General features: G+C 70.9%; 27 protein-coding genes. 11 read left to right on the top strand and 16 right to left on the bottom strand.

Annotated elements, in window-relative coordinates:
• The first annotated feature begins 30 nt into the window (after positions 1-30).
• The 5 genes from folP to AB0F56_RS31275 all read left to right on the top strand — a co-directional run bounded on the left by folP (position 31) and on the right by AB0F56_RS31275 (position 3,048).
• Entirely contained in the window at positions 31-894 is an 864-nt protein-coding gene (gene folP, locus AB0F56_RS31255) for a dihydropteroate synthase (RefSeq protein WP_362015749.1), read from the top strand.
• Positions 891-1,349, top strand: coding sequence for a nuclear transport factor 2 family protein (locus AB0F56_RS31260; protein WP_362015752.1), 459 nt, complete (start codon positions 891-893; stop codon positions 1,347-1,349). Before folP ends, AB0F56_RS31260 begins: the two co-directional genes overlap by 4 nt.
• Positions 1,350-1,551: 202 nt before the next feature.
• Positions 1,552-1,911, top strand: coding sequence for a dihydroneopterin aldolase (gene folB / locus AB0F56_RS31265; RefSeq protein WP_158988273.1), 360 nt, complete (start codon positions 1,552-1,554; stop codon positions 1,909-1,911).
• Entirely contained in the window at positions 1,908-2,507 is a 600-nt protein-coding gene (gene folK, locus AB0F56_RS31270; RefSeq protein ID WP_362015755.1) for a 2-amino-4-hydroxy-6-hydroxymethyldihydropteridine diphosphokinase, read from the top strand. Before folB ends, folK begins: the two co-directional genes overlap by 4 nt.
• A 49-nt stretch (positions 2,508-2,556) precedes the next feature.
• Complete coding sequence (locus tag AB0F56_RS31275) at positions 2,557-3,048, top strand: DUF3180 domain-containing protein (RefSeq protein WP_362015757.1); 492 nt, start codon at positions 2,557-2,559, stop codon at positions 3,046-3,048.
• A 120-nt stretch (positions 3,049-3,168) separates the two neighbouring features.
• Here AB0F56_RS31275 and folE read toward each other — a convergent pair whose 3' ends face one another.
• The 6 genes from folE to dacB all read right to left on the bottom strand — a co-directional run bounded on the left by folE (position 3,169) and on the right by dacB (position 10,502).
• Positions 3,169-3,774: a GTP cyclohydrolase I FolE gene (folE, locus tag AB0F56_RS31280; RefSeq protein ID WP_362015758.1), complete on the bottom strand. Its 606-nt coding sequence runs from the start codon at positions 3,772-3,774 to the stop codon at positions 3,169-3,171.
• Between the two features lie 97 nt (positions 3,775-3,871).
• A complete protein-coding gene (gene ftsH / locus AB0F56_RS31285) occupies positions 3,872-5,893 on the bottom strand; it encodes an ATP-dependent zinc metalloprotease FtsH (RefSeq protein WP_362015761.1) in 2,022 nt (673 codons plus the stop codon).
• Between the two features lie 162 nt (positions 5,894-6,055).
• On the bottom strand, positions 6,056-6,595 hold the full coding sequence (gene hpt / locus AB0F56_RS31290) for a hypoxanthine phosphoribosyltransferase (RefSeq protein WP_362015860.1): 540 nt from the start codon (positions 6,593-6,595) through the stop codon (positions 6,056-6,058).
• Positions 6,596-6,636: 41 nt separating this feature from the next.
• Positions 6,637-7,683, bottom strand: coding sequence for a tRNA lysidine(34) synthetase TilS (tilS, locus tag AB0F56_RS31295; protein WP_362015763.1), 1,047 nt, complete (start codon positions 7,681-7,683; stop codon positions 6,637-6,639).
• A gap of 196 nt (positions 7,684-7,879) precedes the next feature.
• The gene (locus AB0F56_RS31300; protein WP_362015765.1) at positions 7,880-9,010 is read right to left on the bottom strand and encodes a zinc-dependent metalloprotease; all 1,131 of its coding nucleotides are present in this window, start codon (positions 9,008-9,010) and stop codon (positions 7,880-7,882) included.
• 28 nt (positions 9,011-9,038) lie between these two features.
• A complete protein-coding gene (dacB, locus tag AB0F56_RS31305) occupies positions 9,039-10,502 on the bottom strand; it encodes a D-alanyl-D-alanine carboxypeptidase/D-alanyl-D-alanine-endopeptidase (protein ID WP_362015767.1) in 1,464 nt (487 codons plus the stop codon).
• A 102-nt stretch (positions 10,503-10,604) separates the two neighbouring features.
• Between dacB and AB0F56_RS31310 the strand changes: the two genes are divergently transcribed.
• Complete coding sequence (locus AB0F56_RS31310; protein WP_003968257.1) at positions 10,605-11,099, top strand: inorganic diphosphatase; 495 nt, start codon at positions 10,605-10,607, stop codon at positions 11,097-11,099.
• A gap of 121 nt (positions 11,100-11,220) precedes the next feature.
• The gene (locus AB0F56_RS31315; RefSeq protein WP_362015769.1) at positions 11,221-12,864 is read left to right on the top strand and encodes a threonine/serine exporter family protein; all 1,644 of its coding nucleotides are present in this window, start codon (positions 11,221-11,223) and stop codon (positions 12,862-12,864) included.
• A gap of 101 nt (positions 12,865-12,965) precedes the next feature.
• Here AB0F56_RS31315 and AB0F56_RS31320 read toward each other — a convergent pair whose 3' ends face one another.
• Positions 12,966-13,673 (bottom strand): VTT domain-containing protein, encoded by a 708-nt coding sequence (locus AB0F56_RS31320; protein ID WP_362015772.1) that lies wholly within the window; start codon positions 13,671-13,673, stop codon positions 12,966-12,968.
• A gap of 161 nt (positions 13,674-13,834) precedes the next feature.
• Here AB0F56_RS31320 and AB0F56_RS31325 point away from each other — a divergent pair, with 161 nt between their 5' ends.
• The 3 genes from AB0F56_RS31325 to AB0F56_RS31335 all read left to right on the top strand — a co-directional run bounded on the left by AB0F56_RS31325 (position 13,835) and on the right by AB0F56_RS31335 (position 17,039).
• Positions 13,835-14,203 (top strand): YbjQ family protein, encoded by a 369-nt coding sequence (locus tag AB0F56_RS31325; RefSeq protein ID WP_362015774.1) that lies wholly within the window; start codon positions 13,835-13,837, stop codon positions 14,201-14,203.
• Between the two features lie 81 nt (positions 14,204-14,284).
• Complete coding sequence (locus AB0F56_RS31330) at positions 14,285-15,574, top strand: ion channel protein (RefSeq protein ID WP_362015777.1); 1,290 nt, start codon at positions 14,285-14,287, stop codon at positions 15,572-15,574.
• 46 nt (positions 15,575-15,620) lie between these two features.
• Positions 15,621-17,039 carry a glutamate decarboxylase gene (locus AB0F56_RS31335; protein WP_362015780.1) on the top strand — a complete coding sequence of 473 codons (1,419 nt, stop codon included), beginning with the start codon at positions 15,621-15,623 and terminating at the stop codon, positions 17,037-17,039.
• Positions 17,040-17,063: 24 nt separating this feature from the next.
• Here AB0F56_RS31335 and AB0F56_RS31340 read toward each other — a convergent pair whose 3' ends face one another.
• From AB0F56_RS31340 to AB0F56_RS31370, 7 genes are all read right to left on the bottom strand, one after another.
• Positions 17,064-18,272 carry a sialidase family protein gene (locus AB0F56_RS31340; protein ID WP_362015783.1) on the bottom strand — a complete coding sequence of 403 codons (1,209 nt, stop codon included), beginning with the start codon at positions 18,270-18,272 and terminating at the stop codon, positions 17,064-17,066.
• Between the two features lie 151 nt (positions 18,273-18,423).
• Positions 18,424-19,188 carry an ABC transporter permease gene (locus tag AB0F56_RS31345; RefSeq protein ID WP_362015785.1) on the bottom strand — a complete coding sequence of 255 codons (765 nt, stop codon included), beginning with the start codon at positions 19,186-19,188 and terminating at the stop codon, positions 18,424-18,426.
• Positions 19,185-20,171: an ATP-binding cassette domain-containing protein gene (locus tag AB0F56_RS31350; RefSeq protein ID WP_362015788.1), complete on the bottom strand. Its 987-nt coding sequence runs from the start codon at positions 20,169-20,171 to the stop codon at positions 19,185-19,187. The genes AB0F56_RS31345 and AB0F56_RS31350 overlap by 4 nt, the downstream gene beginning before the upstream one ends.
• Before the next feature lie 83 nt (positions 20,172-20,254).
• Positions 20,255-20,896, bottom strand: a complete 642-nt coding sequence (locus tag AB0F56_RS31355) for a PadR family transcriptional regulator (RefSeq protein WP_362015791.1) — start codon at positions 20,894-20,896, stop codon at positions 20,255-20,257.
• A gap of 55 nt (positions 20,897-20,951) precedes the next feature.
• Positions 20,952-21,509: a DinB family protein gene (locus AB0F56_RS31360; RefSeq protein ID WP_362015793.1), complete on the bottom strand. Its 558-nt coding sequence runs from the start codon at positions 21,507-21,509 to the stop codon at positions 20,952-20,954.
• A 123-nt stretch (positions 21,510-21,632) separates the two neighbouring features.
• Positions 21,633-23,090, bottom strand: a complete 1,458-nt coding sequence (locus AB0F56_RS31365) for an aldehyde dehydrogenase family protein (RefSeq protein WP_362015796.1) — start codon at positions 23,088-23,090, stop codon at positions 21,633-21,635.
• Between the two features lie 106 nt (positions 23,091-23,196).
• On the bottom strand, positions 23,197-24,069 hold the full coding sequence (locus AB0F56_RS31370) for a helix-turn-helix transcriptional regulator (protein WP_362015799.1): 873 nt from the start codon (positions 24,067-24,069) through the stop codon (positions 23,197-23,199).
• Between the two features lie 287 nt (positions 24,070-24,356).
• Here AB0F56_RS31370 and AB0F56_RS31375 point away from each other — a divergent pair, with 287 nt between their 5' ends.
• Positions 24,357-24,857, top strand: a complete 501-nt coding sequence (locus AB0F56_RS31375) for an ATP-binding protein (RefSeq protein WP_362015802.1) — start codon at positions 24,357-24,359, stop codon at positions 24,855-24,857.
• A 96-nt stretch (positions 24,858-24,953) separates the two neighbouring features.
• Here the strand turns inward: AB0F56_RS31375 and AB0F56_RS31380 are convergent, their stop codons facing one another.
• Both AB0F56_RS31380 and rpsR read right to left on the bottom strand, forming a co-directional pair.
• The gene (locus AB0F56_RS31380; RefSeq protein WP_362015863.1) at positions 24,954-25,166 is read right to left on the bottom strand and encodes a DUF397 domain-containing protein; all 213 of its coding nucleotides are present in this window, start codon (positions 25,164-25,166) and stop codon (positions 24,954-24,956) included.
• Positions 25,167-25,364: 198 nt separating this feature from the next.
• Positions 25,365-25,556, bottom strand: coding sequence for a 30S ribosomal protein S18 (rpsR, locus tag AB0F56_RS31385; protein WP_362015866.1), 192 nt, complete (start codon positions 25,554-25,556; stop codon positions 25,365-25,367).
• Positions 25,557-25,587: the final 31 nt, after the last annotated feature.

Genomic DNA, 25,587 nt, shown 5'->3' on the forward strand with positions numbered 1-25,587 from the left:
GCGCGGCCGAGCGGGCCCTACGCTGGGCATATGAGTACGTCGATCGGCCGGGGCACGGCCTTGGGCCTGCCGGAGTGGGACCGCTGCGCGGTCATGGGCGTCGTCAACGTCACCCCCGACTCCTTCTCCGACGGCGGCCGCTGGTTCGACACCACCGCCGCCGTCAAGCACGGACTCGACCTGGCCGCCGAAGGCGCGGACCTCGTCGACGTCGGCGGCGAGTCCACCCGCCCCGGCGCCAGCCGCGTCGACGAGGACGAGGAACTGCGCCGCGTCGTCCCCGTCGTCCGCGGCCTCGCCGCCGAAGGCGTCACCGTCTCCGTCGACACCATGCGCGCCTCCGTCGCCCACGCCGCCGTCCAGGCGGGCGCCGCACTTGTCAACGACGTCAGCGGCGGCCTCGCCGACCCCGCCATGGTCCCCGCCGTCGCCGCCGCCGAGGTCCCCTTCGTCGTCATGCACTGGCGCGGCTTCAGCCAGGAGATGAACAGCCTCGCCGTCTACGACGACGTCGTCACCGACGTCGTCACCGAACTGCGCCGGCGCATGGACGCCGTCGTCGACGGCGGCATCGCCCCCGAACGGATCGTCATCGACCCCGGCCTCGGCTTCGCCAAGCTCGCCCCGCACGACCTGGCACTCGTCGCCCACCTCCCCGAACTGCGCGCCCTCGGCAGGCCCCTGCTCGTCGCCGCCTCCCGCAAACGGTTCCTCGGCCACGTCCTGACCGCCCACGAGGGCGCCGCCCCACCGCCCGCCCGCGAACGGGACGCCGCCACCGCCGCCGTCTCCGCCATCGCCGCCCACGAGGGCGCCTGGGCCGTCCGCGTCCACGAAGTCAGGGCCACCGCCGACGCCGTACGCGTCGCCAGGGCCGTCGAAGGAGCCAGGTGACCCACCAGACCGACACCTCGGCGGTCGAGGCCGCGAACACCGCCTTCTACGAGGCGATGGAGATCGGCGACTTCGAAGCGGTCTCCGCGCTCTGGCTCGACGACGGCGCCACCCCCATCAGCTGCGTCCACCCCGGCTGGCCCGTGCTCTCCGGACGCGGCGAGGTCCTCCGCTCGTACGCCCTGATCATGGCGAACACCGAGTACATCCAGTTCTTCCTCACCGACGTCAAGATCTCCCTCGGCGGCGACGTGGCCGTCGTCACCTGCACCGAGAACATCCTCAGCGGCGGACCCGCCGAGGACGGCGCCGAGCTCGGCCCCCTCGTCGGCCAGCTCGTGGTCGCCACCAATGTGTTCCGCCGCACATTCGCGGGCTGGAAGATCTGGTCCCACCACGGCTCCCCCGTCCTCACCGAATCGGACGACGAAGAGGACGAGGAGCCGGGCGCCTGACGGGATCCGGGGGCCGATCGGGTGAGCCCGGGGATTGGATTCCGGCCCTCTGGGTAGGGGCCGCATCCAGTCCCCTGTGGCCGCCGCCCGAACCCCCATGGGCAAGCGCTGTCGGTGCCCGCAGGTAGATTCGATGCTGGACACCCGGCCGTCCGCACCCGGCTGCGTGGCCACAAGAACTACGACAGCAGGAGTGATTCGCGTGGATCGTGTCGCGCTGCGCGGCCTCAAGGCCCGAGGACACCACGGCGTCTTCCCCAAGGAACGCGAGGAAGGCCAGACCTTCATCGTCGACCTCGTCCTCGGCCTGGACACCCGCCCCGCGGCCGCCGACGACGACCTGACGAAGACCGTCCACTACGGCGTCGTGGCCGAAGAAGTCGTCGACGTCGTCCAGGGCGAGCCCGTGGACCTGATCGAGACCCTCGCCGAGCGGATCGCCCAGCAGTGCCTCAAGCACGCCGGCGTCCAGGAGGTCGAGGTCGTCGTCCACAAGCCCGACGCGCCGATCACGGTCCCCTTCGACGACGTGACCATCACCATCACCCGGAGCCGAGTATGAAAGCCACGCACAGCGACCCGACCGTGCAGCCCGTACCGGCCTCCGTCGTCGAGGCCGTCGACGCCGCCGACGTGACCCTGTCCAACCCCAAGTGGGCCGTCATCGCCCTCGGCGCCAACCTCGGCAACCGCCTGGAGACCCTCCAGGGCGCCGTCGACGCCCTGGAGGACACCCCGGGCCTCCGGGTCAAGGCCGTCTCCCCCGTGTACGAGACGGAGCCCTGGGGCGTCGAGCCCGGCTCCCAGCCCTCGTACCTCAACGCCGTCGCCCTCGTGAAGACGACCCTGCCGCCCAGCTCCCTCCTGGAGCGCGCGCACGCCGTCGAGGAGGCCTTCCACCGGGTCCGCGAGGAGCGCTGGGGCGCCCGCACCATCGACGTCGACATCGTGGCCTACGCCGACGTGGTCTCCGACGACCCCGTCCTCACCCTGCCCCACCCCCGCGCCCACCAGCGCGCCTTCGTCCTGGCCCCCTGGAACGACGTGGACCCCGAGGCCCGGCTGCCCGGACTCGGCCCGGTCGCGGACCTCCTCACGGCACTCGGCCACGACGGAATCGTGCCGCGCGCCGACCTGGAACTCCGTCTGCCCGAGTAGTCGTTAGGCTCGTGGAAGACCGCCCGCGAGACGACACGAAGGACACCCGGTGAAACAACTGCGGCTCAAGGTTCTGGCCGGACTGTTCATCGTGGCCGGAATCCTGTCCTGGGGCGCCGCGCGCCTCTGGGACGCGGTCGGCACCCTGCCGAGCGTGCCGCTCGCGGCCCCGATCGTCCTCGCGTCGATCGCGGCCGTCCTGACGGCCACGGCCCTCTCCATCCGCGCCCGCCTGAAGGCCCAGCGCGAGCGCCGCCCCGGCGCGAAGGGCGTCGAGCCGCTGATGGCGGCCCGCGCCGTGGTCTTCGGCCAGGCGAGCGCCCTCGTCGCCGCCCTGGTCGCCGGCATGTACGGCGGCACGGGCGTCTTCCTCCTGGGCTCCCTGGACATCCCGTCCCGCCGCGACCAGGCGATCTACGCCGGCTTCTCGGTCCTCGCCGGCTTCGCCGTCATCGCCGCCGCCCTCTTCCTTGAGCACGTCTGCAAACTCCCGGAAGACGAGAACGACACGAACGGCAAGGGCGCCTCGCCGGTCTCCTGAGCCCCGGAGTCACCGGCAGAGCGCATCAAGCCCCCTGAGAAGCCCGGAAACACGCCCCGCACCTCCCGGGCACTCCGACCGGCTCCCGGCGGGACTGCCCCGGCGGGACCGGCAGCGGTGCTAGCGCGCCATGATCAGGCTCATGGCCTCGTTACGGGTCGCGGGGTCGCGGAGCTGGCCGCGGACGGCCGAGGTGATGGTCTTCGCGCCCGGCTTGCGGATGCCGCGCATGGACATGCACATGTGCTCGCACTCGAAGACGACGATGACGCCGCGCGGCTCCAGGATCTCCATCAGCGAGTCCGCGACCTGCGTGGTCAGCCGCTCCTGGACCTGCGGGCGGCGGGCGTAGACGTCGACCAGGCGGGCCAGCTTGGACAGCCCGGTGATCTTGCCGGACGTCGAGGGGATGTAGCCGACGTGCGCCACGCCCCTGAACGGGACGAGGTGATGCTCACATGTCGAGTACACCTCAATGTCCTTCACGAGCACCATCTCGTCGTGCCCGAGGTCGAACGTCGTCGTCAGGACGTCCTCCGGCTGCTGCCGCAGGCCCGCGAATATCTCCTGGTACGCCCGCGCCACCCGCGCCGGCGTCTCCCGCAGGCCCTCGCGGTCCGGGTCCTCGCCGACCGCGATGAGGAGCTCTCGTACGGCGTTCTCGGCGCGCTTCTCGTCGAACTCGCCGATCGTGCCCTCGCCGTCCAGTGTCACCGGGTCGGTCATCTGTGCCTCGTTCCGTCTGGCTCATGGCGCGAAATGTGCCGCGCCCCCACAGGCTAAAACCTGTGGGGGCGCGGCTTCCATTCCGGGTGGGCGGAGGTCAGGCCTCCGGGGCCTCCTCGGGGGCGACCTCGATCGCCTTGGTGGTGTCCACCGGTGCGCTGCCGTTGGCGCCGTTCGTCAGGGCCAGCTCCTTGGGGGAGAGGACCGGCGGACGGGTCGACGGCGTGCGGCGGGACGAGCCCGTCCAGGCCGGGCGGGCCGGGCGCTTGACGATCGGCGCGAAGATCTCGGCGATCTCCTCCTTGCCCAGCGTCTCCCTCTCCAGGAGCTGCAGGACCAGGTTGTCGAGGACGTCACGGTTCTCGACGAGGATCTCCCACGCCTCGTTGTGCGCGGTCTCGATGAGCTTCTTGACCTCTTCGTCGACCAGCGCGGCGACCTCTTCCGAGTAGTCGCGCTGGTGCGCCATCTCACGGCCGAGGAACGGCTCGGTGTTGTCGCCACCGAACTTGATCGCGCCGAGCCGCTCGGTCATGCCGTACTGGGTGACCATCGCGCGAGCGGTGGCCGTGGCCTTCTCGATGTCGTTCGCCGCGCCCGTGGTGGGGTCGTGGAAGACGAGCTCCTCCGCCGCGCGCCCGCCCAGCATGTACGCCAGCTGGTCGAGCATCTCGTTGCGGGTGGTCGAGTACTTGTCCTCGTCCGGGAGCACCATCGTGTAGCCCAGGGCACGGCCGCGGGACAAGATCGTGATCTTGTGGACCGGGTCGGAGTTCGGCGAGGCCGCCGCGACCAGGGCGTGACCGCCCTCGTGGTACGCGGTGATCTTCTTCTCCTTGTCCGACATGATCCGGGTCCGCTTCTGCGGGCCCGCGACCACGCGGTCGATCGCCTCGTCCAGCGAGTGGTTGTCGATCAGCTTCTTGTCCGAGCGGGCGGTCAGGAGCGCCGCCTCGTTCAGGACGTTGGAGAGATCGGCACCCGTGAAGCCGGGGGTGCGGCGGGCGACGGCGCCCAGGTCGACGTCCGGGGCGACCGGCTTGCCCTTCTGGTGGACCTTGAGGATCTCCAGACGGCCCTGCATGTCCGGACGGTCGACCGCGATCTGGCGGTCGAAGCGGCCGGGGCGCAGGAGGGCCGGGTCGAGGATGTCGGGCCGGTTCGTGGCGGCGATCAGGATGACGCCGCCCTTCACGTCGAAGCCGTCCATCTCGACGAGCAGCTGGTTGAGGGTCTGCTCGCGCTCGTCGTGACCGCCGCCGAGGCCGGCGCCGCGGTGGCGGCCGACCGCGTCGATCTCGTCGACGAAGACGATCGCCGGGGCGTTCGCCTTGGCCTGCTCGAAGAGGTCACGGACACGGGAGGCACCGACACCGACGAACATCTCGACGAAGTCGGAACCGGAGATCGAGTAGAACGGGACGCCCGCTTCGCCTGCCACGGCGCGCGCGAGCAGCGTCTTGCCCGTTCCGGGCGGGCCGTAGAGCAGCACACCCTTGGGAATCTTGGCGCCGACGGCCTGGAACTTCGCCGGCTCCTGGAGGAACTCCTTGATCTCGTGGAGCTCCTCGACGGCCTCGTCCGAACCGGCCACGTCGGCGAAGGTGGTCTTCGGGGTGTCCTTGGTGATCAGCTTGGCCTTGGACTTCCCGAAGTTCATGACTCGGGAGCCGCCGCCCTGCATCTGATTCATCAGGAACAGGAAGACGACCACGATGAGAACGAAGGGCAGCAGCGAGAGCAGCACCGACAGGAAGGGGCTCTGCCGCTCCGGGGAGACGGTGTAGCCCTTGTCGAGGTCGCCGGCGGCGGACTGCTCCTGGAGCGTGGTGGTCAGGTTGGCGCCCTGGTCACCGATGTAGCTGGCCTGGATCTTGGTGCTGCCGCCGTACTTGTCCTTGTCGGCGTCCTTCTTGAGTTCGACCTTGATGACCTGCTCGTCACCGGTCGTCAACTTGACCTGATCGGCCTGCTTGTCACTGATCGCCTGGACGACCTTGCTGGTGTCCACCGTCTTGTAGCCCTCGGACGAGCCGACGACCTGCATCAGCACGACCACGGCGAGGACGGCCAGCACGATCCACATGACCGGCCCACGGAAGTATCGCTTCACGTCCATCCATACGGAGCGAGAACGCCCCGTCCCTCCTGCCCGTAGGTAAATGCTGCTGTGAGAGCTGCTATGAGAAAAAGCTGTTCTTCGGACGGTACCTCAGCCAGGTGACCCGTGACCGCCTTCCCTTGCTCCAACGGCGGGAGAGCGGTACGGGTTCCCCGTGCGTCAGCCCCCGTAGACGTGCGGCGCGAGCGTGCCGACAAAGGGGAGGTTGCGGTACTTCTCGGCGTAGTCGAGGCCGTATCCGACGACGAACTCGTTGGGGATGTCGAAGCCGATCCACTTCACGTCGATCGCGACCTTCGCGGCGTCGGGCTTGCGCAGCAGGGTGCAGACCTCCAGGGAGGCCGGCTCGCGCGAGCCGAGGTTCGACAGCAGCCAGGACAGCGTCAGACCGGAGTCGATGATGTCCTCGACGATCAGGACGTGCTTGCCCTTGATGTCGGTGTCGAGGTCCTTGAGGATGCGGACGACGCCGGAGGACTGGGTGCCGGCGCCGTAGGAGGAGACGGCCATCCAGTCCATGGTGACGGGGGTGGACAGCGCGCGCGCCAGATCCGCCATCACCATCACGGCGCCCTTGAGGACACCGACGAGGAGCAGGTCCTTGCCCGCGTACTCCGCGTCGATCTTCGCGGCCAGCTCGGCCAGCTTCGCGTCGATCTCTTCCTTGGTGATGAGCACCGACTGGAGGTCGGTGCCCATGTCCTTCTCGTTCACCCGGGTCACTTTCGTTGCAGCTTGCGTCAGCCTTGCCGAATGACCAGTCTGCCACCCTGCCGCCGTGCCTCGACGCGGCCGGGCAGATTGATGGCGCCTTGTCCACGCCATCCGGTGATGAGCCGGTCGACCTCTTCGATGTGGCGGGCGAAGAGGGAACCGGCGGGCGCGCCCTCGGCGATCATGGCGCGGCGCAGGATGCGGCGGCGGACGGCGGGCGGGAGTCCGAAGAGTTTGGCGCATTCGAGTCGGCCGGACTCGTCGCGTACGGCGGCTTCGGCGTCGGCGGCCCAGGAGTCGAGGGCGTCGGCGTCGTCGCGGGAGAGCTGGGCCGTACGGGCGAGGGCTTCGACGACGCCCTTGCCGAGGGCCTTCTCGAGGGCGGGGAGGCCCTCGTGGCGGAGCCGGGAGCGGGTGTAGGCGGGGTCCGCGTTGTGGGGGTCGTCCCAGACGGCGAGTTCCTGGGCGACGCAGGCCTTGCGGACGGTCTGCCGGTCGAGCTCCAGGAAGGGGCGGCGGTAGCGTCCCGCGGCGCCGGAGACGGCGGCCATGCCGGACAGGGAGCGGATGCCGGAGCCGCGGGCGAGTCCGAGGAGGACGGTCTCGGCCTGGTCGTCGCGGGTGTGGCCGAGCAGGACGGCGGTGGCGCCGTGGCGTTCGGCGGCCTCGTCGAGGGCGGCGTAGCGGGCGTCGCGCGCGGCGGCTTCGGGGCCGCCTTCGCTGCCGACGGTGACGGCGACGGTCTCGACGGGGTCGAGGCCGAGCGCGGCCATGCGTCCGGCGACCTCGGCGGCGCGCTGGGCGGAGCCGGCCTGGAGGCCGTGGTCGACGGTGATGCCGCCGGCGCGGACGGCGAGTTTGCGGGATTCGAAGGCGAGTGCGGAGGCGAGCGCCATGGAGTCGGCGCCTCCGGAGCACGCGACGAGGACCAGCGGAGCGGGTCGGTCCGGGGAGGGGCCGAGGGGGTGCCGGCCTGCTGTCGCGGCGGGGTCGGTCTGGTGCTCGGTGAGGACGTCGTGGAGTACGCGGCGGACCGCCAGGCGTATCGCCGCGACCGCAGGATGGGGACCCATGTCCGGTGCCCTTCGTGAAGGAGTGGGGTGCCTCGGTCGGAGTCTTAACGGTCGGAAGAGGGGGTTCGGTCACTCAGAGTGCGTCGATGGTGACAGAACATGGCCGTTACCCGAGCATTGCACGCCTCACCCTCCGTCTACGGTCCCTCGGATGGGTGATTGGGGGTGTGTTCTTCCGTCGTACGTCGCACCCGTCTCAGGAGTCTGCCTTACGGTGCACCCTCGCCACCCAGTCGGCCGGTTTGGCGATCTCGGCCTTGGTGGGGAGCGTGTTGGGGGAGGTCCAGACGCGGTTGAAGCCGTCCATGCCGACCTCGTCGACGACGGCGCGGACGAAGCGCTCGCCGTCGCGGTACTGGCGGAGTTTGGCGTCGAGGCCGAGGAGCTTGCGCAGGGCGAGGTCGAGGCGGGAGGCGCCGCGGGCGCGGCGCTGCTGGAACTTCTCGCGGATCTCGGCGACGGAGGGGACGACCTGGGGGCCGACGCCGTCCATGACGTAGTCGGCGTGGCCTTCGAGGAGGGACATCACGGCGGTGAGGCGGCCGAGGATCTCGCGCTGCTCGGGGGTCTGGACGATCTCGACGAGGGAGGGGGAGGGTTCGCCCTCCTCGCCCTCGGGGCGGCCGCCGGCGAGGGCCTGGGCGGCTTCGCGGAGGCGTTCGACGACGGTGGAGGGGTCGACCTCGGTGGCGCCGAGGAAGGACTGGATCTCGCCCTGGAGGTGGTCGCGCAGCCAGGGCACGGCGGTGAACTGGGTGCGGTGGGTCTCTTCGTGGAGGCAGACCCAGAGCCGGAAGTCGTGCGGGTCGACGGCGAGTTCGCGTTCGACGTGGACGATGTTCGGGGCGACGAGCAGGAGGCGGCCGCCGCCGTTCTCGCCGGTCGGGAGTTCGCGGGTGGCGGGGGCGAAGGTCTCGTACTGGCCGAGGATCCGGGAGGCGAGGAACGACAGGAGCATGCCGAGTTCGACGCCGGTGACCTTGCCGCCGACCGCGCCGAGCATGGTGCCGCCGGGGGTGTTCGAGCGGCGTTCCTGCATCTTGTCGAGGAGCGGGGAGAGCAGTTCGCGGAAGCCGGCGACGTTGGCCTTGATCCAGCCGGCGCGGTCCACGACGAGGACGGGGGTGTCCCGTGGTTCGTGGCCCTCGGGGATCATCCGGGTGAAGGCCCGTACGTGTTCCTCGGACGCCTTGGCGTGCCTGCGGAGCTCCGCGACGACCTCGCGGGCCTCTTCGCGGCTCACCTCGGGGCCCGGCTTCACCAGTCGGGTCGCGGTCGCGACCGCGAGATTCCAGTCGACCATCTCGGCTCCACCGATGCTCGTCATGCGTCAACCGTACGTTCTCCGGACCCGATCAGGGCAGGTTCGGTACGGGTCCGGCTTGGGGCGCGAGCGCGGCCGAGAGCCGGTCGAGGGCGGGTTGTGCCTGGTACGGGGAGGGGGTGCGGCCGGCGAGGAAGGCGAAGGCGAGGAGGCGGCCGTCGGCGGTGACGACGGTTCCGGCGAGCGTGTTGACGCCCGTGAGGGTGCCGGTCTTGGCGCGGACGAGGCCGGCGCCGCCGAGGGCGGGGCCGGTGTCGAAGCGGCCCTTGAGGGTGCCGCTGAAGCCGCCGACGGGCAGGCCGGTGAGGACGGGGCGCAGCGCGGGGCGGGCGGGGTCGGCCGCTCGGGTGAGCAGGCCGGTGAGCAGGGCCGCGGAGAGCCGGTCGTCGCGGGAGAGGCCGCTGCCGTCGGCGAAGCGGGCGCCGGCGGTGGGCAGGCCGAGGGCGGCGAGCTCGGCCTGGACGGCCTTGCCGGCGCCGGTGAAGCTCGCGGGCTGCTTGCGGGCGAGGGCCGTCTGGCGGGCGAGGGCCTCGGCGAGGTCGTTGTCGCTGTTCGTGAGGGTGCGCTCGACGAGGGCGGCGAGCGGGGCGGATTCGGTACGGGCCAGGGGGCCGCTCGTGGTGCCTTCGGCGGGCTTGGGGGCGCGGCCGGGGGCGGGGGCGCCGTGGACCTTCGTACCGGCCTCGGTGAGGAGCTCGGCGAAGGCGGAGGCCGCGTCTCCTGCGGGGTCGGCGCTGCGCGGGGCGGGGCCGCTGTCGGAGCCTCCCCCAGAGCCTTCGGCCTGGGAGGTACCCCCAAGTCGTCCGCCGTCGAGCATGAGGGCGCTGACGGGGGCGATGTTCTCGTTGGGGCCGATGGGGTGCCGGGCGGGGCCCTGGTAGCGGCTCGTGTCGTAGGTGAGGCGTACGGCGGTGATGCCGCGGGCCTTCAGGGCGCGGGCGGTGTCGCCGGCGAGGGCCTTCAGGCGGGCGCGGTCGAGGGTGGGGTCGCCGCCGCCGACGAGGGTGACCGTGCGGCCGTCGGGGGCGGCGACGACGGTCGTCGGGATGCGGTGGTCGGGGCCGAGGGCGGAGAGCGCGGCGACCGAGGTGGCGATCTTGATGGTGGAGGCCGGGGTCATGGCCGTGGTGGCGCCCTCGCCGTACAGCTGCTTGCCGGTGGTGACGTCGACGACCGAGGCGGTGCGCAGCGGCCCGAGGCCGGGGTCGGCGAGGAGCGGGACGAGGACGGCCGCGAGGTCACCCTGGTGGGCGGTCCCGGGGGTGCCGAGCGCGCGCAGCACTCCGGGGGCGCTCGGGGCGGGGGCGGGGCGGCGCGGGGCGGCGGGCGGCGCGTGATGTGCGCCACCTGTCGGGGTCGCGGCGGCCGCCCGGGCGCGCTCGGCCTTACGCTGACCGTTGTCCCACGGTCCGGCGGCGGTCACCGCTCCGGCGGCCAGGGCCAGACCGAGTACGGCAGAGCACGCCGTGAGCTGCCAGGTCCTCGGCTCCGGCATTGCTGACCAGCCCCTTTCGCGATCACACACAGGCGTGAGGGACACTTAATCACTGCGCGTTGCCGCAGGCATTCACATGTGTTGATTCAGGAGGAGCCACCCGTGGAGTTCGACGTCACCATCGAGATCCCGAAGGGGTCGCGGAACAAGTACGAGGTCGACCACGAGACGGGTCGCATCCGCCTGGACCGTCGCCTCTTCACCTCGACCAGCTACCCGGCCGACTACGGCTTCGTCGAGAACACCCTCGGCGAGGACGGCGACCCGCTGGACGCGCTCGTCATCCTGGACGAGCCCACGTTCCCCGGCTGCCTGATCAAGTGCCGCGCCATCGGCATGTTCCGCATGACGGACGAGGCCGGCGGCGACGACAAGCTGCTGTGCGTCCCCGCCTCGGACCCGCGCGTCGAGCACCTGCGCGACATCCACCACGTGTCGGAGTTCGACCGCCTGGAGATCCAGCACTTCTTCGAGGTCTACAAGGACCTGGAGCCGGGCAAGTCGGTCGAGGGCGCCGACTGGGTCGGCCGCGCCGAGGCCGAGGCCGAGATCGAGGCCTCCTACAAGCGCCTCGAGGCGCAGGGCGGCGCCCACTGAGTGGGTTCCTGATTCATCCGTGACGGGCGGTGCACCTGCTGGTGCACCGCCCGTCGCACATTCGTCCCGTCGCACACCCATACTGGGGCTGATCGTGCGTCGCGGAGTGAGGGCGATAACAGTGGCGGAGCCGGACGGCCCGGAGGACCGGAAACCGCAGTCGGACGAGGCGCACAGCGCCTTCACCCCGCCCGCCGGGGTGGAACAGCTGGTGGTGGCGGAGGAGGAGCATCCGACCTCCGAGTTCGCCATTCCCAAGGGGCTGGCTCCGGAGCCGCCCGCCGAGCCGGAGGGCTCGGCGTTCGCGCCCCCGTCGACGTACTCCGCGAAGCAGGCGCCGCAGGCCTTCACGCCCGCCCATGGGATGCCGCTCGTACGGCTGCCGGCGGATGCGCCGTGGCAGGACCGGATGCGGACGATGCTGCGACTGCCGGTGGGCGACCGGCCGGTGCCGGAGACCGCGCCCAAGGAGGACGAGCCCGGGCCCGCGGTGGGCCGTGTGCTCGACCTGACCCTGCGTATCGGCGAGCTGCTGCTCGCGGGCGGTGAGGGCGCGGAGGACGTCGAGGCGGCGATGTTCGCGATCTGCCGCAGCTACGGCCTGGACCGGTGCGAGCCGACGGTGACGTTCACGCTGCTCTCGATCACGTACCAGCCGTCGCTGGTGGACGACCCGATCACGGCGAACCGGACGGTCCGGCGGCGCGGCACGGACTACACCCGGCTGGCCGCCGTCTATCAGCTGCTCGCCGACATCAACACGCAGGAGCACGACGTCACGCCGGAGGAGGCGTACCGGCGGCTCGCGGAGATCCGGCGCAACCGGCACCCGTACCCCGGCTGGGTGCTGACGACGGCTGCGGGTGTCCTGGCGGGGGCGGCCTCGGTACTGCTCGGCGGTGACTTCACGGTCTTCTGCGTGGCGGCGCTCGGCGCGGTGCTCGGCGACCGGCTGGCGTGGCTGTGCGCGGGGCGCGGGCTGCCGGAGTTCTACCAGTTCCTGGTGGCGGCGATGCCGCCGGCCGCGATGGGAGTGCTGCTGACGCTGCTGCACGCGGATCTGCGGCCCTCGGCGGTCATCACGGGTGGCCTGTTCGCCCTGATCCCGGGGCGGGCGCTGGTGGCGGCCGTGCAGGACGGTCTGACCGGCTTCTACATCACGGCCTCGGCCCGGCTCCTGGAGGTCGGGTACTTCTTCGTGGCGATCGTGGTGGGTGTGCTGTCGGTGCTGTACGTGGCCGTGCAGTTCGACGCGCAGCTGAACCCGGAGGGGACGCTGGGTCTGGTCGAGCGTCCGGTGGTGCAGATCGTGGCGTCGATGGTGCTGTGCGCGACGTTCGCCATCCTGTTGCAGCAGTCGCGGGCGACGGTGGTGTTCGCGACGTTGAACGGCGGGGTGGCGTGGGTGGTCTACGCGTCGATCGCGGTGACGGCGGGCGGTTCGGCGGTCATGGCGACGGCGGTGGCGGCGGGCCTGGTGGGTCTCTTCGGGCAGCTGATCGCCCGGTACCACCACACGTCCTCGCTGCCGTACGTGACGGCGGCGATCGGGCCGCTGCTGCCGGGTTCGGCGACGTACTTCGGGGTGCTGTCGATCGCCCAGAACAACCTGGACCAGGGCTTCGCCAACCTGGCGAAGGCGGCGGCCCTGGCCCTGGCGATCGCGATCGGCGTGAACCTGGGAAGCGAACTGGCCCGCCTCTTCATGCAGGCCCCGCGCGCGGCGGCGGCACGGCGTGCGGCGAAGCGGACCAGGGGCTTCTGACGGGTCTTGCGGGGCTTGCCGGCCTTGCGGGTCTTGCCGGCCTGCGGTCTTGCGGGTCTTGCCTGTCTTACGGACCCGGGGCCCTGGGGCCCCGGGGGGGTTCAGCGCTTGGCGTGGCGGCCGCGGCCCGGGTTCGGGGTGCCGGGGGCGTCGTGGCCGTCCTCGTCGTCCTGGGCGGCCTTGGCCTTCTTCGACTGCGAGCGGGCGCGAAGGTACTCGATCACGATCGGGACCACGGAGATCAGGACGATCAGGATGAGGATCGCCTCGATGTGCTCGTGCACGAAGTCGATCTTGCCGAGGGAGGCGCCGAGGATGGTGACGCCCGCGCCCCAGAGCACGCCGCCGATGATGTTGAACGTGATGAACGAGCGGTAGTTCATCCGGCTGACACCGGCGATGATCGGCGTGAACGTCCGCACGATCGGGACGAAGCGGGCCAGGATCAGCGACTTCGGGCCGTGCTTCTCGAAGAACTCGTGCGCCTTCTCCACGTTCTCCTGCTTGAAGAGCTTGGAGTCGGGGCGCTTGAAGAGGGCGGGGCCGACCTTGCGGCCGAAGAGATAACCGACCTGGTCGCCGATGATCGCGGCGGCCACGATGAGCGTGCAGACGAGCCAGAGCGGCTGGTCCAGCTTGCCGGTGGTGACCAGCAGGCCGGTGGTGAAGAGCAGCGAGTCGCCGGGCAGGAAGAACCCGATGAGCAGGCCGGACTCGGCGAAGACGATGACGAGGACGCCGATCAGACCGAAGGTCTGAATCAGATAGTCCGGGTCCAGCCAGCTCGGTCCGAGGGCAAGCGTATTCACGGGGTTCCGGGCTCCTGCGGTCGGTGTGAGAGAGGGGGACGGCTGCCCCAAAGTATCAACGCATTCTTACCGGCCCGGGTTCCACGGGCCCCCCGCCGGGCGTTCCCGGGATGCGACGGCGGGCGGCCGGTCCGAGGCTGGTGGCCAGGAGGTGGATGCGGATGGGCATCGAAGAGTACGGCGGCGGCCAGGGGCCGCACCCGGATGTGCTGGTCGTCACCACGAACGACGTACCCGGCTACGAGGTCCGGCAGATCATCGGCGAGGTCTTCGGACTGACCGTGCGCTCGCGGCATCTGGGCAGCCAGATCGGCGCGGGGCTGAAGTCGATGATCGGCGGGGAGCTCAAGGGTCTGACGAAGACCCTGGTGGAGACCCGCAACCAGGCGATGGAGCGGCTGGTGGAGCAGGCGAAGGCGCGCGGTGCCAACGCCGTGCTGATGTTCCGCTTCGACGTGACGGAGGCGGCCGACGTGGGGACGGAGGTCTGCGCCTACGGGACGGCGGCGGTGATCGCCCCGCGCGCGTGAGGTCCGACAGGCCCGATTCCGGGGCGCGACACCCTCCATTCTCGGGGTGTTGTGCGGCATTTGTGCACCTATGGTGGGGCGGTGGCCATCGATACCCCGTCGTCCGGGCCCCCGCCCCACGTCCCCGAGACGCCTCTCCGTGTCCTGTTGCCGCAGGTGCTGCCCGCCCTCGTCGTGGGCGTGTTGTCGAGCCTGCTCTTCCTGGGGATCGAATGGGTCTCCGAGGAGTTCGAGCACGTTCTGTGGAACACCCTTCCGGACGCACTCGGGATCGGCGGCTACTCGTCGCTCTGGATGATCGTCATGCTCACCGCGACGGGCATCGCGGTGGGCCTGGTCATCTGGAAGGTCCCCGGGCACGCGGGCCCCGATCCGTCCGAGACCGGTCTCGGGGGCGCCCCGCTGGCGCCCTCGGTCGTCCCGAGCCTGCTGCTCGCGGGCACGCTCACGCTGGCGGGCGGGGTCAGCCTCGGCCCGGAGAACCCGATCATCGCGGCGAACATCGCGCTCGCCTACTGGCTCGGGCGCAAGGCGGCGCCGTCCTCGCCGGCCGCCTTCTGGGTCGCGCTGGCCTCCGCCGCCACCATCGGCGCCCTCTTCGGCACCCCGGTGGCCGCCGCCCTGGTCATCTCCGAGGCCCTCGCCAACCAGCCGGGCCCCGGGTCGCTGTGGGACCGGCTCTTCGCGCCGCTCGTCGCCGGCGGGACGGGGGCCCTGACCACGTCGCTGATCGCGCACCCAAGCTTCGACCTGTCGCTGCCCCAGCTGACCGACCCGGGCTGGGCCGATCTGCTCGCCACGCTGATCGTCGCCACCCTGGCCGCCCTCTTCGGCCTCCTCTGCTGCTACGGCCTCCCCCACGTCCACCGGGCCTTCCGGCGGCTGAAGCACCCGATGCTGATGCTGCCGGCCGGCGGTCTCGTCCTCGGGCTGCTGGGCGCGCTGGGCGGGCATCTGACGCTCTTCAAGGGCCTGGATCAGATGAAGGAGCTCGTCGCGAACCTCGGCGGCTGGTCCTCCGGCGAACTGGCCAAGATGGCGGTGGTCAAGCTCGTCGCCCTGCTGGTCGCCGCCTCCTGCGGCTTCGTCGGCGGCCGGATCTTCCCCGCCGTGTTCATCGGCGTCGCCTTCGGCATGCTGGCCCAGGCCCTGGTCCCGGAGATCCACCCGGCGGTCGCCATCTCCTCCTCCGTGCTCGGCGTGCTGCTCGCGACCACCCGGCAGGGCTGGGTGAGCCTCTTCGTCGCCGCCGTCCTCGCCTCCTCCCCGGCCATGCTCGCGCTGCTCTGCCTGGCCTCCCTGCCCGCCTGGCTGGTCGTCACCGGCCGCCCCCAGCTCGAACTCGACGAGACCGGCGCCTCCCTGCGCTGACCACCCTCTACCGGCCTCCCACCGGCCTTCCCCCTAAGGAGTCCCCATGGCGCTGCACAAGGGCCCCGGTAAGCCCGGGTCCGAGCCGGACCGGCACCTCGCCCTCAACCCGTTCTTCGGAGAGGCCAACCCGGTCGGCGGCATGACCGAGGCGCCGCCCCGGCACCGGCTCCCCGACGGGCCGCTGCCGCCCATGAGCGCCTATCAGCTCGTCCACGACGAGCTGATGCTCGACGGGAACTCCCGGCTGAACCTCGCCACCTTCGTGACCACCTGGATGGAGCCCCAGGCCGGTGTGCTGATGGCCGAGTGCCGCGACAAGAACATGATCGACAAGGACGAGTACCCGCGCACCGCCGAGCTGGAGCGGCGCTGCGTCGCCATGCTCGCCCAGCTGTGGAACGCGCCGGACCCCACGGCCACCGTCGGCTGCTCCACGACCGGCTCCAGCGAGGCGTGCATGCTCGCCGGCATGGCCCTCAAGCGCCGCTGGGCCAAGCGGAACGCCGACCGCTACCCGGGCAGCGCCCGGCCCAACCTGATCATGGGCGTCAACGTCCAGGTCTGCTGGGAGAAGTTCTGCAACTTCTGGGAGGTCGAGGCCCGGCTCGTCCCCATGGAGGGCGACCGCTTCCACATGGACGCGGAGTCGGCCGCCGCGCTCTGCGACGAGAACACCATCGGCGTGGTCGCCGTGCTCGGCTCGACCTTCGACGGCTCCTACGAACCGGTCCAGGAGATCTGCGCCGCGCTCGACGCCCTCCAGGAACGGACCGGCCTCGACATCCCCGTCCATGTCGACGGCGCGTCCGGCGCGATGATCGCCCCCTTCGTGGACGAGGAGCTCGTCTGGGACTTCCGGCTGCCGCGGGTCTCCTCGATCAACACCTCCGGTCACAAGTACGGCCTGGTCTATCCGGGCGTCGGCTGGGCGCTGTGGCGCTCGCCCGCCGAACTCCCCGAGGACCTCGTCTTCCGGGTCAACTACCTGGGCGGCGACATGCCGACCTTCGCCCTGAACTTCTCCCGGCCGGGCGCCCAGGTCGTCGCGCAGTACTACACGTTCCTGCGGCTCGGCCGGGACGGCTACCGGGCGGTCCAGCAGACCACCCGTGACGTCGCCCGGGGTCTCGCCGAACGGATCGAGGCCATGGGCGACTTCCGCCTCCTCACCCAGGGCGACCAGCTGCCCGTCTTCGCGTTCACCACCGCCCCCGACGTCACCCGCTTCGACGTCTTCGACGTCTCGCGTCGGCTGCGGGAGCAAGGCTGGCTCGTCCCCGCGTACACCTTCCCCGCCAACCGGGAGGACCTGTCCGTGCTGCGCGTGGTGTGCCGCAACGGCTTCTCCGCCGACCTCGCCGACCTTTTCATCGAGGACCTGCGGCGCCTCCTGCCCGAACTCCGGAGCCAGACCGGCCCGTCGCCGAAGGACCCGGGGGCCGCCACCGCCTTCCACCACTGAGCGACGGGGCGCGGGGGGGCACCGTCAGAGTCGCTGGTCGTCGCAGGCCAGGACGAACTTCTGCCCGTGCTCGCCGTCGGCGGATATCGCGTACGCGCACGCGGACCCGGAGCGGAGCATCCCGATCGGCGTACGGCGGGTGTAGCCCGTGCCCTCGCCCGAGGGGCGGAAGCTCCGGCCGCCGTCGACGCTCACGAACTCCCGGTCCTCGGCGGTGATCAGGACCCGGCCCGCCGGACCGGGAAGGGGCAGACCCTGGAGCGTGCGCGGCTCGTCGACCGGCCCGGTCGTCCACATCCGCTCCCAGGTGCGGCCGCCGTCCAGGGAACGGTGCAGGGCGCGCATCGGGTTCTTGACCGGGTTCCCGCCCTTCAACTCGCCCATCTCCGCCGCGTAGACGGCATCCGGGCCGACCGCGACCGAGGTGTACCACCCCGGTTCGGCGGTCGGGCTCGGCAAGCGGCTGAGCGACCAGCTGCGGCCCTGGTCCCGCGAGACGGCGACGGCCGCCCGGCCGGAGAGCGGGTCGGTGCCGGAGACCCACCAGGAGCCGTCCGGCTCCGCCACCTCGGCCGGCCTCGGCCGTGCCCCGAGCGGCGGCCCCTGCGCGAGCGCCCGCCGCCGGCCGTCAGCCGGGTCGATCACGACCAGCCGCTCCCGCGCGCACTCGTCCCGGGTCGGCGGCCCGGCGGGCTCGGCGCAGTCGGTGGTGAGGACGGCCCCGGCCGGGATCACCGGGGCCGTACCGCTCGTGCGCGCGTCGCCCTGGCGCCAGGTCCGCCCGCCGTCCCGGGTGAACCAGGTCCGCCGCGTCTCCGGTGTCGCCCCGCCCTCCTCGATCAGGGCCCGGCCGGGACCGAGGACCTTCAGGTCCGCCGAGATGCCGTCCGTCGACGGGACCTCGGGCAGCGGGGACCGGCGCAGCACCCAGCTCTTCGCGCCCCGGTCGAGCACGGCCACGGGCTGGCGGCAGAACCCGCTCTCCGGCGCGCCCGCGTCCTCCACGCAGTCGGCGAGCAGCGCGAACCCGCTCCCGTCCACCGCGAACCCCGGGCTGTGCGACCACCCGGGCAACCCCTCGGCGGACGGTATGCGGGGCGGAGCCCCGGCGCCGGATCCGCCCGAACCGCCCTTGCCGGGCAGGCTGGTCGAACTCCCCTTGCCGGGCGGGTCGTCCGTCCCCTCCCCCGTACACGCCGCCACCATCAGCAGCGCCACGACGGCGCCCGCCACTCCATGAAGCCGATGAACCCTGCGCATCCCCCGTCCCCCTGTCCCTCAGGCAGACGGCCCCCGGTGAACCGTCTGCCTTGGGTACACCGCTCGACCGCTTCGGGTTCCCATTCGCCCGCCACGAGTTCCGGAAGCGCCGCTACCGCCCGTCCTACGCGCTCAAGCGCCTGAACCTCCGTACCGCCAGCGGGAAGAAGACCGCGAGCAGCACGAGCGGCCACACCACGGCGGCCAGCACGTGGCCCGGTTCGCCGCCCGGGTTGCCGAAGAGGTCCCGTACCGCCGTCGCCGTCGCCGACATCGGGTTCCACTCCACGACCGTGCCCAGCCACGCCGGCATGGACTCGGGCGAGGCGAAGGCGTTGGAGAGGAAGCCGACCGGCCAGACCAGGATCTGCACGGCCATCACCAACTCCGGCTTCCCCGCGACCATCGCCAGGTGGATGCCGATCCAGAGCATCGCGAACCGCAGCAGGAGCAGCAGCCCCATCGCCCCGAGGAACGCCCCGAAGCCGCCGTGCGCGCGCCAGCCGATCGCGTACCCGACGCCGGCCATCAGCAGCAGCCCCGCCGCGGACTGGAGCATGTCGGCGACCGAACGCCCCACCAGGACCGCTCCGTCGGCCATCGGCATCGAGCGGAACCGGTCGATCACGCCCTTGTTGAGGTCCTGCGTGACGGCCGTCATCGTGCCTTCGAGGCCGAAGACCATCGTCAGCGTCAGCATTCCGGGCACGAGGAAGTCGACGTAGTCGCCCTCGATCCCCCGGCCACCGCCGACGAGATAGCCGAACATCAGCAGCATCATGATCGGGAAGGCGAGCCCGACCACCATCACGATCGGCTGCCGTGCCCAGTGGGCCAGCTCCCGGCGGGTCATCGTCCAGCAGTCGCTCATCACATACGCCACGCTCATGCCACCACGCCCTCCGTCGCCTTCTCCTCGCCCGCCGTCTCGTCGACCGTCTTCTCGTCGCCCGTCAGGTGGAGGAAGACCTCGTCGAGGGTCGGCCGCCGCAGGGCGATGTCCTCCGCCTCGATCCCGGCCGCCTCCAGGGCCCGTACGGTCTCGGCGAGCGCCGCCATCCGGTCGGTCACCGGCGCGCTGACCCGCCGCCGGTCCGCGTCGACGCTCACCTCTGCGGCGGGTACGGGCAGCAGCCGCGCCGCCTCGTCGAGCCGCCGGGCGTCGCGCAGGACGACGTCGATACGGTCGCCGCCCACCGTGGTCTTCAGCTCGTCGGCCGTTCCGTCGGCGACGACCCGGCCCCGGTCGACGACCGAGATCCGGTCGGCGAGCTGGTCCGCCTCCTCCAGGTACTGCGTGGTGAGCAGGACCGTCGTCCCGCCGCCCACCAGCGAGCGCACCGACTCCCACACCTCACCCCGGCCCCGGGGGTCGAGTCCGGTCGTGGGCTCGTCCAGGAAGAGCACCTCCGGCTCGGTGATCAGCGAGGCGGCGAGGTCGAGGCGCCGCCGCATGCCGCCGCTGTACTGCTTGACGGGCTTGCGCCCGGTGTCCGTGAGCCCGAACCGCTCGAGGAGCTCGTCGGCCCGCGCGCCCGCCCGGCGGGCGCCCAGGTGGTAGAGCCGGCCGAACATCTCCAGGTTCTGCCGGCCGCTCAGCTCCTCGTCGACGGCAGCGTGCTGCCCGAGGAGCCCCATCCGGCGCCGCACCTCGGCCGCCTGGCTCCGGACGTCGAAGCCAGCCACCCGCACGAGGCCCTCGTCGGCCCGCAGCAGGGTGGCCAGGATCCGTACCACCGTGGTCTTGCCCGCGCCGTTGGGGCCCAGCAGGCCGTGCACCGTGCCGCGCCCCACGCGCAGGTCGAGGCCGTCGAGCGCCTGCTTGTCGCCGTACCGTTTCCGCGCGCCTTCGACGACGATCGCGTCAGTCATTCCAGCCTCCCAGCCCAGCTCAGTAGTCAAACTTGACCACTCCACCGAAGGTACGCCCCGGCGGTTCGATTAGTCAAACTTGATTAGAGGGAATCCCCCGGATCGGGCTCGCCCGTCGCGAACGGGTTCTCCTCGCCCTCGGCGAGCACCCCCACGAACGGGTCACCCTCGCCCGCGAAGGTGTACGCGCCCGCCTCGATCCGCTCGATGAGGCCGAGCGTCCACTCCTTGCCCGCGTCGGCCGAGTGGATCCAGAGGTGCATGATCTCGCCGATGTGCCCGAGCTGCTGCGGGCCGCCCTCCGGGGTGTAGTACTCGGTGACGGCCTCGCGCCACTCGTCGAGCGCCCGCACCCGCTGCCGCAGCAGCTCCACCGCCTCCGTCCTGGGGAGGTCGACGATGAAGCCGATCCCCGCGGACAGGACGTCCATCTTCTGGTCGTACGTGGTCAGCGCCTCGCGCAGCAGCGTGAAGTACTCCGCCGTGCCCTCGTCCGTCACCTCGTACTCGGTGCGCGGCGGGCCGCCGGCCGTGCTCGGCGCGATCTCGTACGCGCGCAACAGGCCCTGCTTGGCCATCTGCTTCAGCGCGTGATAGATCGAGCCGGGCTTGGCGTTGGACCACTCGTGCGCGCCCCAGAACTCCAGGTCGTTGCGGACCTGGTAGCCGTGGGCCCGCCCGTGCTGGCGCACCGCGCCGAGGACAAGCAGCCGGATCGCTGACACCTTCGCACCTCCTAGTCAATTTTGACTAGGGTACGGGTCGCTGCCCTTGCACGCCTTACGCGCCCGTGCCCTGCCCCTCGCCCTGCTCCTCCGCGATCAGCGTGAAGGAGTCCTTGCCGTCCAGGGACTCCCGGACGATGTCCGCGTGCCCGGCGTGCCGCCCCATCTCCTGGACCAGGTGGAGCAGCATCCAGCGGATCGAGACCCGGCCGTCCTTCGGGAACCAGGGCGCCGGCGGCAGCGGGAAGGTCTCGTCCAGGCTCGGGACGGAGCGTACGAACTCCTCGGTCTCCTTCGTCACGCCCGCCCAGAAGGCCAGCACCTCGGGGATGCTCTCGCCCTCCAGGAGCCGGAACGCGTCGCCCCAGGTCTCCTGGGAGCGCTGCTTCTCGTTCGGGCGCTGCTGGGCGAGCCGCAGCCAGACCAGCTCCACCTCGGCGACGTGCTTGATCAGCCCGGAGAGGCTGAGCGCGCTCGCGCTGGGGCGGCTCGCCGCCTGCTCCTCGGTGAGGCCGAGGGCGGCGCGGCGGATCGCGGCCCGCTGGGCCTCGACGAAGTTGAGGAACGCTCCGCGCTCGTCGCCCTGGGCCTCCGCGGGAACAAGAGCAACCATGGTTCAGTCCGCCTTCCTGTCACGAAAATGAGAGTGGGTGCCGGGGAGTTCTCCTCTCCCGACACCCACCACGTTATGGAGCCTTGCGGACAGCTACGGTCCTCAACACCCGACCGGACAGACCTAGAACGGGAAGCGGCTCCGGCCGTGCTGGATCGAGATCCACTTCTGGGTCGTGAACGCCTCGATCATCGCGTCGCCGTTCAGCCGGCCGACGCCCGAGTGCTTCTCGCCGCCGAAGGGCACGATCGGCTCGTCGTGGACGGTGCCGTCGTTGATGTGGATCATGCCGGTGTGGATGCGCTTGGCGACCCGTACGCCCCGCTCGGTGTCACCGGTGTGGACGGCGCCGCTGAGGCCGTACGGGGTGTCGTTGGCGATCCGTACCGCCTCGTCCTCGCCGTCGAAGGGGATGAGGAGGGCGACCGGGCCGAAGATCTCCTGGCTGAGGACGGGCGCGTCGGCCCGGAGGCCGCCGAGGACCGACGGGGAGACGACGTTGCCGTCCGCCGAGCCGTGCAGCAGCGCCGTCGCGCCGGCGGCCACGGCCTGCTCGACGACGGCCGAGACGGACTCGGCCTGCTGGGAGTTGATGAGCGGGCCGATGTGCGTGGCGGGGTCGGCGGGGTCGCCGACGCGCAGGGTCTTCACCTTGGCGACGAACTTCTCGGTGAACTCGGCCTCCAGCGTGCGGTCCACCAGGATCCGGTTGGCGGCCATGCAGACCTGGCCCTGGTGCACGAAGCGGCTGAAGACGGCCGCGTCCACGGCGTAGTCGACGTCGGCGTCGTCGAGGACGATGAGCGCGCTGTTGCCGCCGAGTTCGAGGACGGCGTGCTTGAAGTTCTGCGCGCAGACGGTGGCGACGTGGCGGCCGACCTTGTCGGAGCCGGTGAAGGAGATGACCTTCGGGACCGGGTGGGTCAGGAGCGCGTCGCCGATCTCGGCGATGTCGGTGACGACGACGTTCAGCAGACCGGCCGGCAGACCGGCGTCCTCCAGGACCTTCGCGACGAGCGTGCCGCCGCAGATCGGCGTGTTCTGGTGCGGCTTGAGCACGACCGCGTTGCCGAGCGCGAGCGCGGGCGCGACGGACTTGAGCGAGAGCAGGAAGGGGAAGTTGAAGGGCGAGATGACACCGACGACGCCCACCGGGAGGCGGTAGACGCGGTTCTCCTTGCCGTCGACCGGCGAGGGCAGGATGCTGCCCTCGGGGCGCAGGGCCAGGTGGACCGCCTCGCGCAGGAACTCCTTGGCGAGGTGCAGCTCGAACGCCGCCTTCAGGCGCGTACCGCCGAGCTCCGCGACGATCGTGTCGCCGATCTCCTGCTCGCGCTCCTCGACGATCCGCAGGGCGCGCTCGAAGACGAGCCGGCGGGTGTACGGGTTGGTCTCGGCCCACTCGCGCTGGGCGCGCTCGGCCGCACGGTAGGCGCGGTCGACCTCGTCGACGGTGGCGATCGTGATCGAGGCGAGCTTCTCCCCGGTGTACGGGTTGAAGTCGATGATGTCCCACGAGCCGCTGCCCGGCTTCCACTCGCCGTCTATGTACTGGTGAGCCAGGTCGGTGAAGTAGGACATGAGGCGAGACCCCTTAACCCGCGGTGGCGGACGCTGTGGCGACCGTGACGGCCGGGACGGCCGTGATGGCTGCACTGACTTGATGTCACGTCATCGTACTTACGTCCTACGTGAGTTGAAGGAGTCCTCGAAGAAGATCACGGCTTTCGGCCGGATCGGGACTCTCCTGGGCCAGCCGCTCCATCACGCGCGCGTACTGGGCGACCTCCTCGCGCTTGTCGAGGTACAGCGCGCTGGTCAGCTGTTCCAGGTAGACGACGTCGGAGAGGTCGGACTCCGGGAAGCTCAGCATCGTGAAGGCGCCGCTCTCGCCCGCGTGCCCGCCGTAGCTGAAGGGCATCACCTGGAGCGTGATGTGCGGATGCTCGGAGATCTCGATCAGATGCCTCAACTGGCCCTGCATCACGGCCCGGTCGCCGTACGGGCGGCGCAGCGCCGCCTCGTCGAGGACGGCGTGGAAGTGCGGGGCGCGCTCGGAGACGAGGACCTTCTGGCGCTCCAGGCGGAGCGCGACGCGGCGGTCGATCTCGGCGCGCGGGGCGTCGGGCATGCCGCGGGTGACGACGGCGTGCGCGTACGACTCGGTCTGCAACAGGCCGTGCACGAACTGGACTTCGTAGATCCGGATGAGCGAGGCGGCGCCCTCCAGGCCGATGTACGTCTGGAACCAGCCGGGCAGCACGTCGCCGAAGCTGTGCCACCAGCCCGCCACGTTGGCCTCGCGGGCGAGGCCGAGGAGCGAACCGCGCTCGGACTCGTCGCTGACCCCGTAGAGCGTGAGCAGGTCCTCGACATCCCTTGCCTTGAAGCTCACCCTGCCCAACTCCATACGGCTGATCTTGGATTCGGACGCACGGATCGAGTAGCCGGCCGCCTCGCGGGTGATGCCGCGCGATTCGCGCAACCGCCTCAGCTGCGAACCCAGCAGGATGCGCCGTACGACGCTTCCGCTCGCTCCGCTCGATTCGACTGCGGTCACGGCTCCAGCCTCTCCTTCGCGGTCTCGGGCCCCCGGAGCCCCGGATTCTGCCACTAAACGCTTCAGCGCGTACACATTCGATTACGGAAAGACGGCGACTTCAGGGCGACTTCCTGATCAAGACGAAATCGATGCGCAGAAGATATGCACAAAATCGGCACGGGGCCGGACAGGTCCGGCGCGTGCACGTGCATCTGCCCTTGCATCCAGTGGTCGCATTCGGAACGATGGACCCCGCGCAACCGCACCACATCCGCGATTCGCCGCGATTCCCGGGAGTGCCTCGCATGGGGACGAATGGATCGACCATGCTCGAGCCGTTACGGCAGGGGCTTCCGCCGATCGATCCCGCCACGGTCTCCAGCTCGGCCTCCTGCGCCCTGCCGCCCGCGTACGAAGCGGTGCGCGGCGCACGGAAGTTCACCCGGGCCACGCTCGCGCAGTGGGATCTCACCGAACGCTTCGACGACGTCGCCCTGGTCGTCTCCGAACTCGTCACCAACGCGCTGCGGCACGCTCTCCCGTCGGACGCGACGCAGGACGAGGACCGGAACACTCCCCCCGTCCGGCTCCATCTGATGCGGTGGACGAGCCGCCTGGTATGCGCGGTGCGCGACCCGAGCCACAAGAGCCCCGAGACGCGCTCGCGGGACGAGGACTTCGCGGCGGAGTCGGGACGCGGGCTCTTCCTGGTCGATTCGTTCAGCGACAGCTGGGGCTGGCACCCGCTGGCCGGGACGCTGCACGGCAAGGTGGTCTGGGCGCTGTTCCGGCTCGGCCCCGAGTGACGCGCGTAGGTGTACGAAGAAGGGCCCCGGCGGGGATGCCGGGGCCCTTCTCCTGTTGTACGTACGGGTCCGGGCGGACGGGCCTCGGCGTACGCGTCACACGAGGTGGTCGAACTCCCCGTCCTTGACGCCCAGGAGCATCGCCTCTATCTCGGCGGGCGTGTAGACCAGCGCGGGCCCGTCCGGGTGGCGCGAGTTGCGCACGGCGACGTTCCCGCCCGGCAGTTTGGCGAACTCCACGCAGGAACCCTGGGAGTTGCTGTGCCGGCTCTTCTGCCACACGACACCCTGGAGCTCCGTGGCCGCCATGCCGTTGTACGCGTGATGCGCGTGCGCATGATGCACTGGTAGCTCCCCGAAGATGATTGGTGCAGGTGTCAACTTCCTCGGATCATAGCTGTGTTCATATGCCAATGCATGAGCAGATGCACGTGCACGGGGGGTGGCGTAGCGACTACGCGACTCCGTGCGACCCCGTCCATGCGGCCCCGCGCGCGGGGCTTGGCGTCAGCGAGCTACCGACGAGTAAGGCAAGAGTGCCATCTCGCGGGCGTTCTTGACGGCCCGGGCGATCCGGCGCTGCTGTTGCGCGCTCACTCGCGTCACCCTCCGGCTTCGGATCTTCCCCCGGTCGGAGATGAACTTCCGCAGAAGGTCGGTGTCCTTGTAGTCGATGTATGAGACGCCGTCACGGTCCAAAGGGTTCGGTCGAGGCGTGGACGACTTGGCG

Origin of the sequence: Streptomyces sp. NPDC026092, from assembly GCF_040638605.1 — a bacterium.
Taxonomy (GTDB): domain Bacteria; phylum Actinomycetota; class Actinomycetes; order Streptomycetales; family Streptomycetaceae; genus Streptomyces.

What these genes read in the sequence shown, in the direction of transcription:
- folE (WP_362015758.1), bottom strand. Translation starts at nt 3,774, where the DNA reads ATGACCGACCCGGTGACACTGGACGGCGAGGGCACGATCGGCGAGTTC.
- AB0F56_RS31375 (WP_362015802.1), top strand. Translation starts at nt 24,357, where the DNA reads ATGGGGACGAATGGATCGACCATGCTCGAGCCGTTACGGCAGGGGCTT.
- tilS (WP_362015763.1), bottom strand. Translation starts at nt 7,683, where the DNA reads ATGGGTCCCCATCCTGCGGTCGCGGCGATACGCCTGGCGGTCCGCCGC.
- AB0F56_RS31365 (WP_362015796.1), bottom strand. Translation starts at nt 23,090, where the DNA reads ATGTCCTACTTCACCGACCTGGCTCACCAGTACATAGACGGCGAGTGG.
- folK (WP_362015755.1), top strand. Translation starts at nt 1,908, where the DNA reads ATGAAAGCCACGCACAGCGACCCGACCGTGCAGCCCGTACCGGCCTCC.
- AB0F56_RS31345 (WP_362015785.1), bottom strand. Translation starts at nt 19,188, where the DNA reads ATGAGCGTGGCGTATGTGATGAGCGACTGCTGGACGATGACCCGCCGG.
- hpt (WP_362015860.1), bottom strand. Translation starts at nt 6,595, where the DNA reads ATGGGCACCGACCTCCAGTCGGTGCTCATCACCAAGGAAGAGATCGAC.
- dacB (WP_362015767.1), bottom strand. Translation starts at nt 10,502, where the DNA reads ATGCCGGAGCCGAGGACCTGGCAGCTCACGGCGTGCTCTGCCGTACTC.
- ftsH (WP_362015761.1), bottom strand. Translation starts at nt 5,893, where the DNA reads ATGGACGTGAAGCGATACTTCCGTGGGCCGGTCATGTGGATCGTGCTG.
- AB0F56_RS31360 (WP_362015793.1), bottom strand. Translation starts at nt 21,509, where the DNA reads ATGGTTGCTCTTGTTCCCGCGGAGGCCCAGGGCGACGAGCGCGGAGCG.
- AB0F56_RS31325 (WP_362015774.1), top strand. Translation starts at nt 13,835, where the DNA reads ATGGGCATCGAAGAGTACGGCGGCGGCCAGGGGCCGCACCCGGATGTG.
- AB0F56_RS31380 (WP_362015863.1), bottom strand. Translation starts at nt 25,166, where the DNA reads ATGGCGGCCACGGAGCTCCAGGGTGTCGTGTGGCAGAAGAGCCGGCAC.
- folP (WP_362015749.1), top strand. Translation starts at nt 31, where the DNA reads ATGAGTACGTCGATCGGCCGGGGCACGGCCTTGGGCCTGCCGGAGTGG.
- AB0F56_RS31350 (WP_362015788.1), bottom strand. Translation starts at nt 20,171, where the DNA reads ATGACTGACGCGATCGTCGTCGAAGGCGCGCGGAAACGGTACGGCGAC.
- AB0F56_RS31300 (WP_362015765.1), bottom strand. Translation starts at nt 9,010, where the DNA reads ATGACGAGCATCGGTGGAGCCGAGATGGTCGACTGGAATCTCGCGGTC.
- AB0F56_RS31335 (WP_362015780.1), top strand. Translation starts at nt 15,621, where the DNA reads ATGGCGCTGCACAAGGGCCCCGGTAAGCCCGGGTCCGAGCCGGACCGG.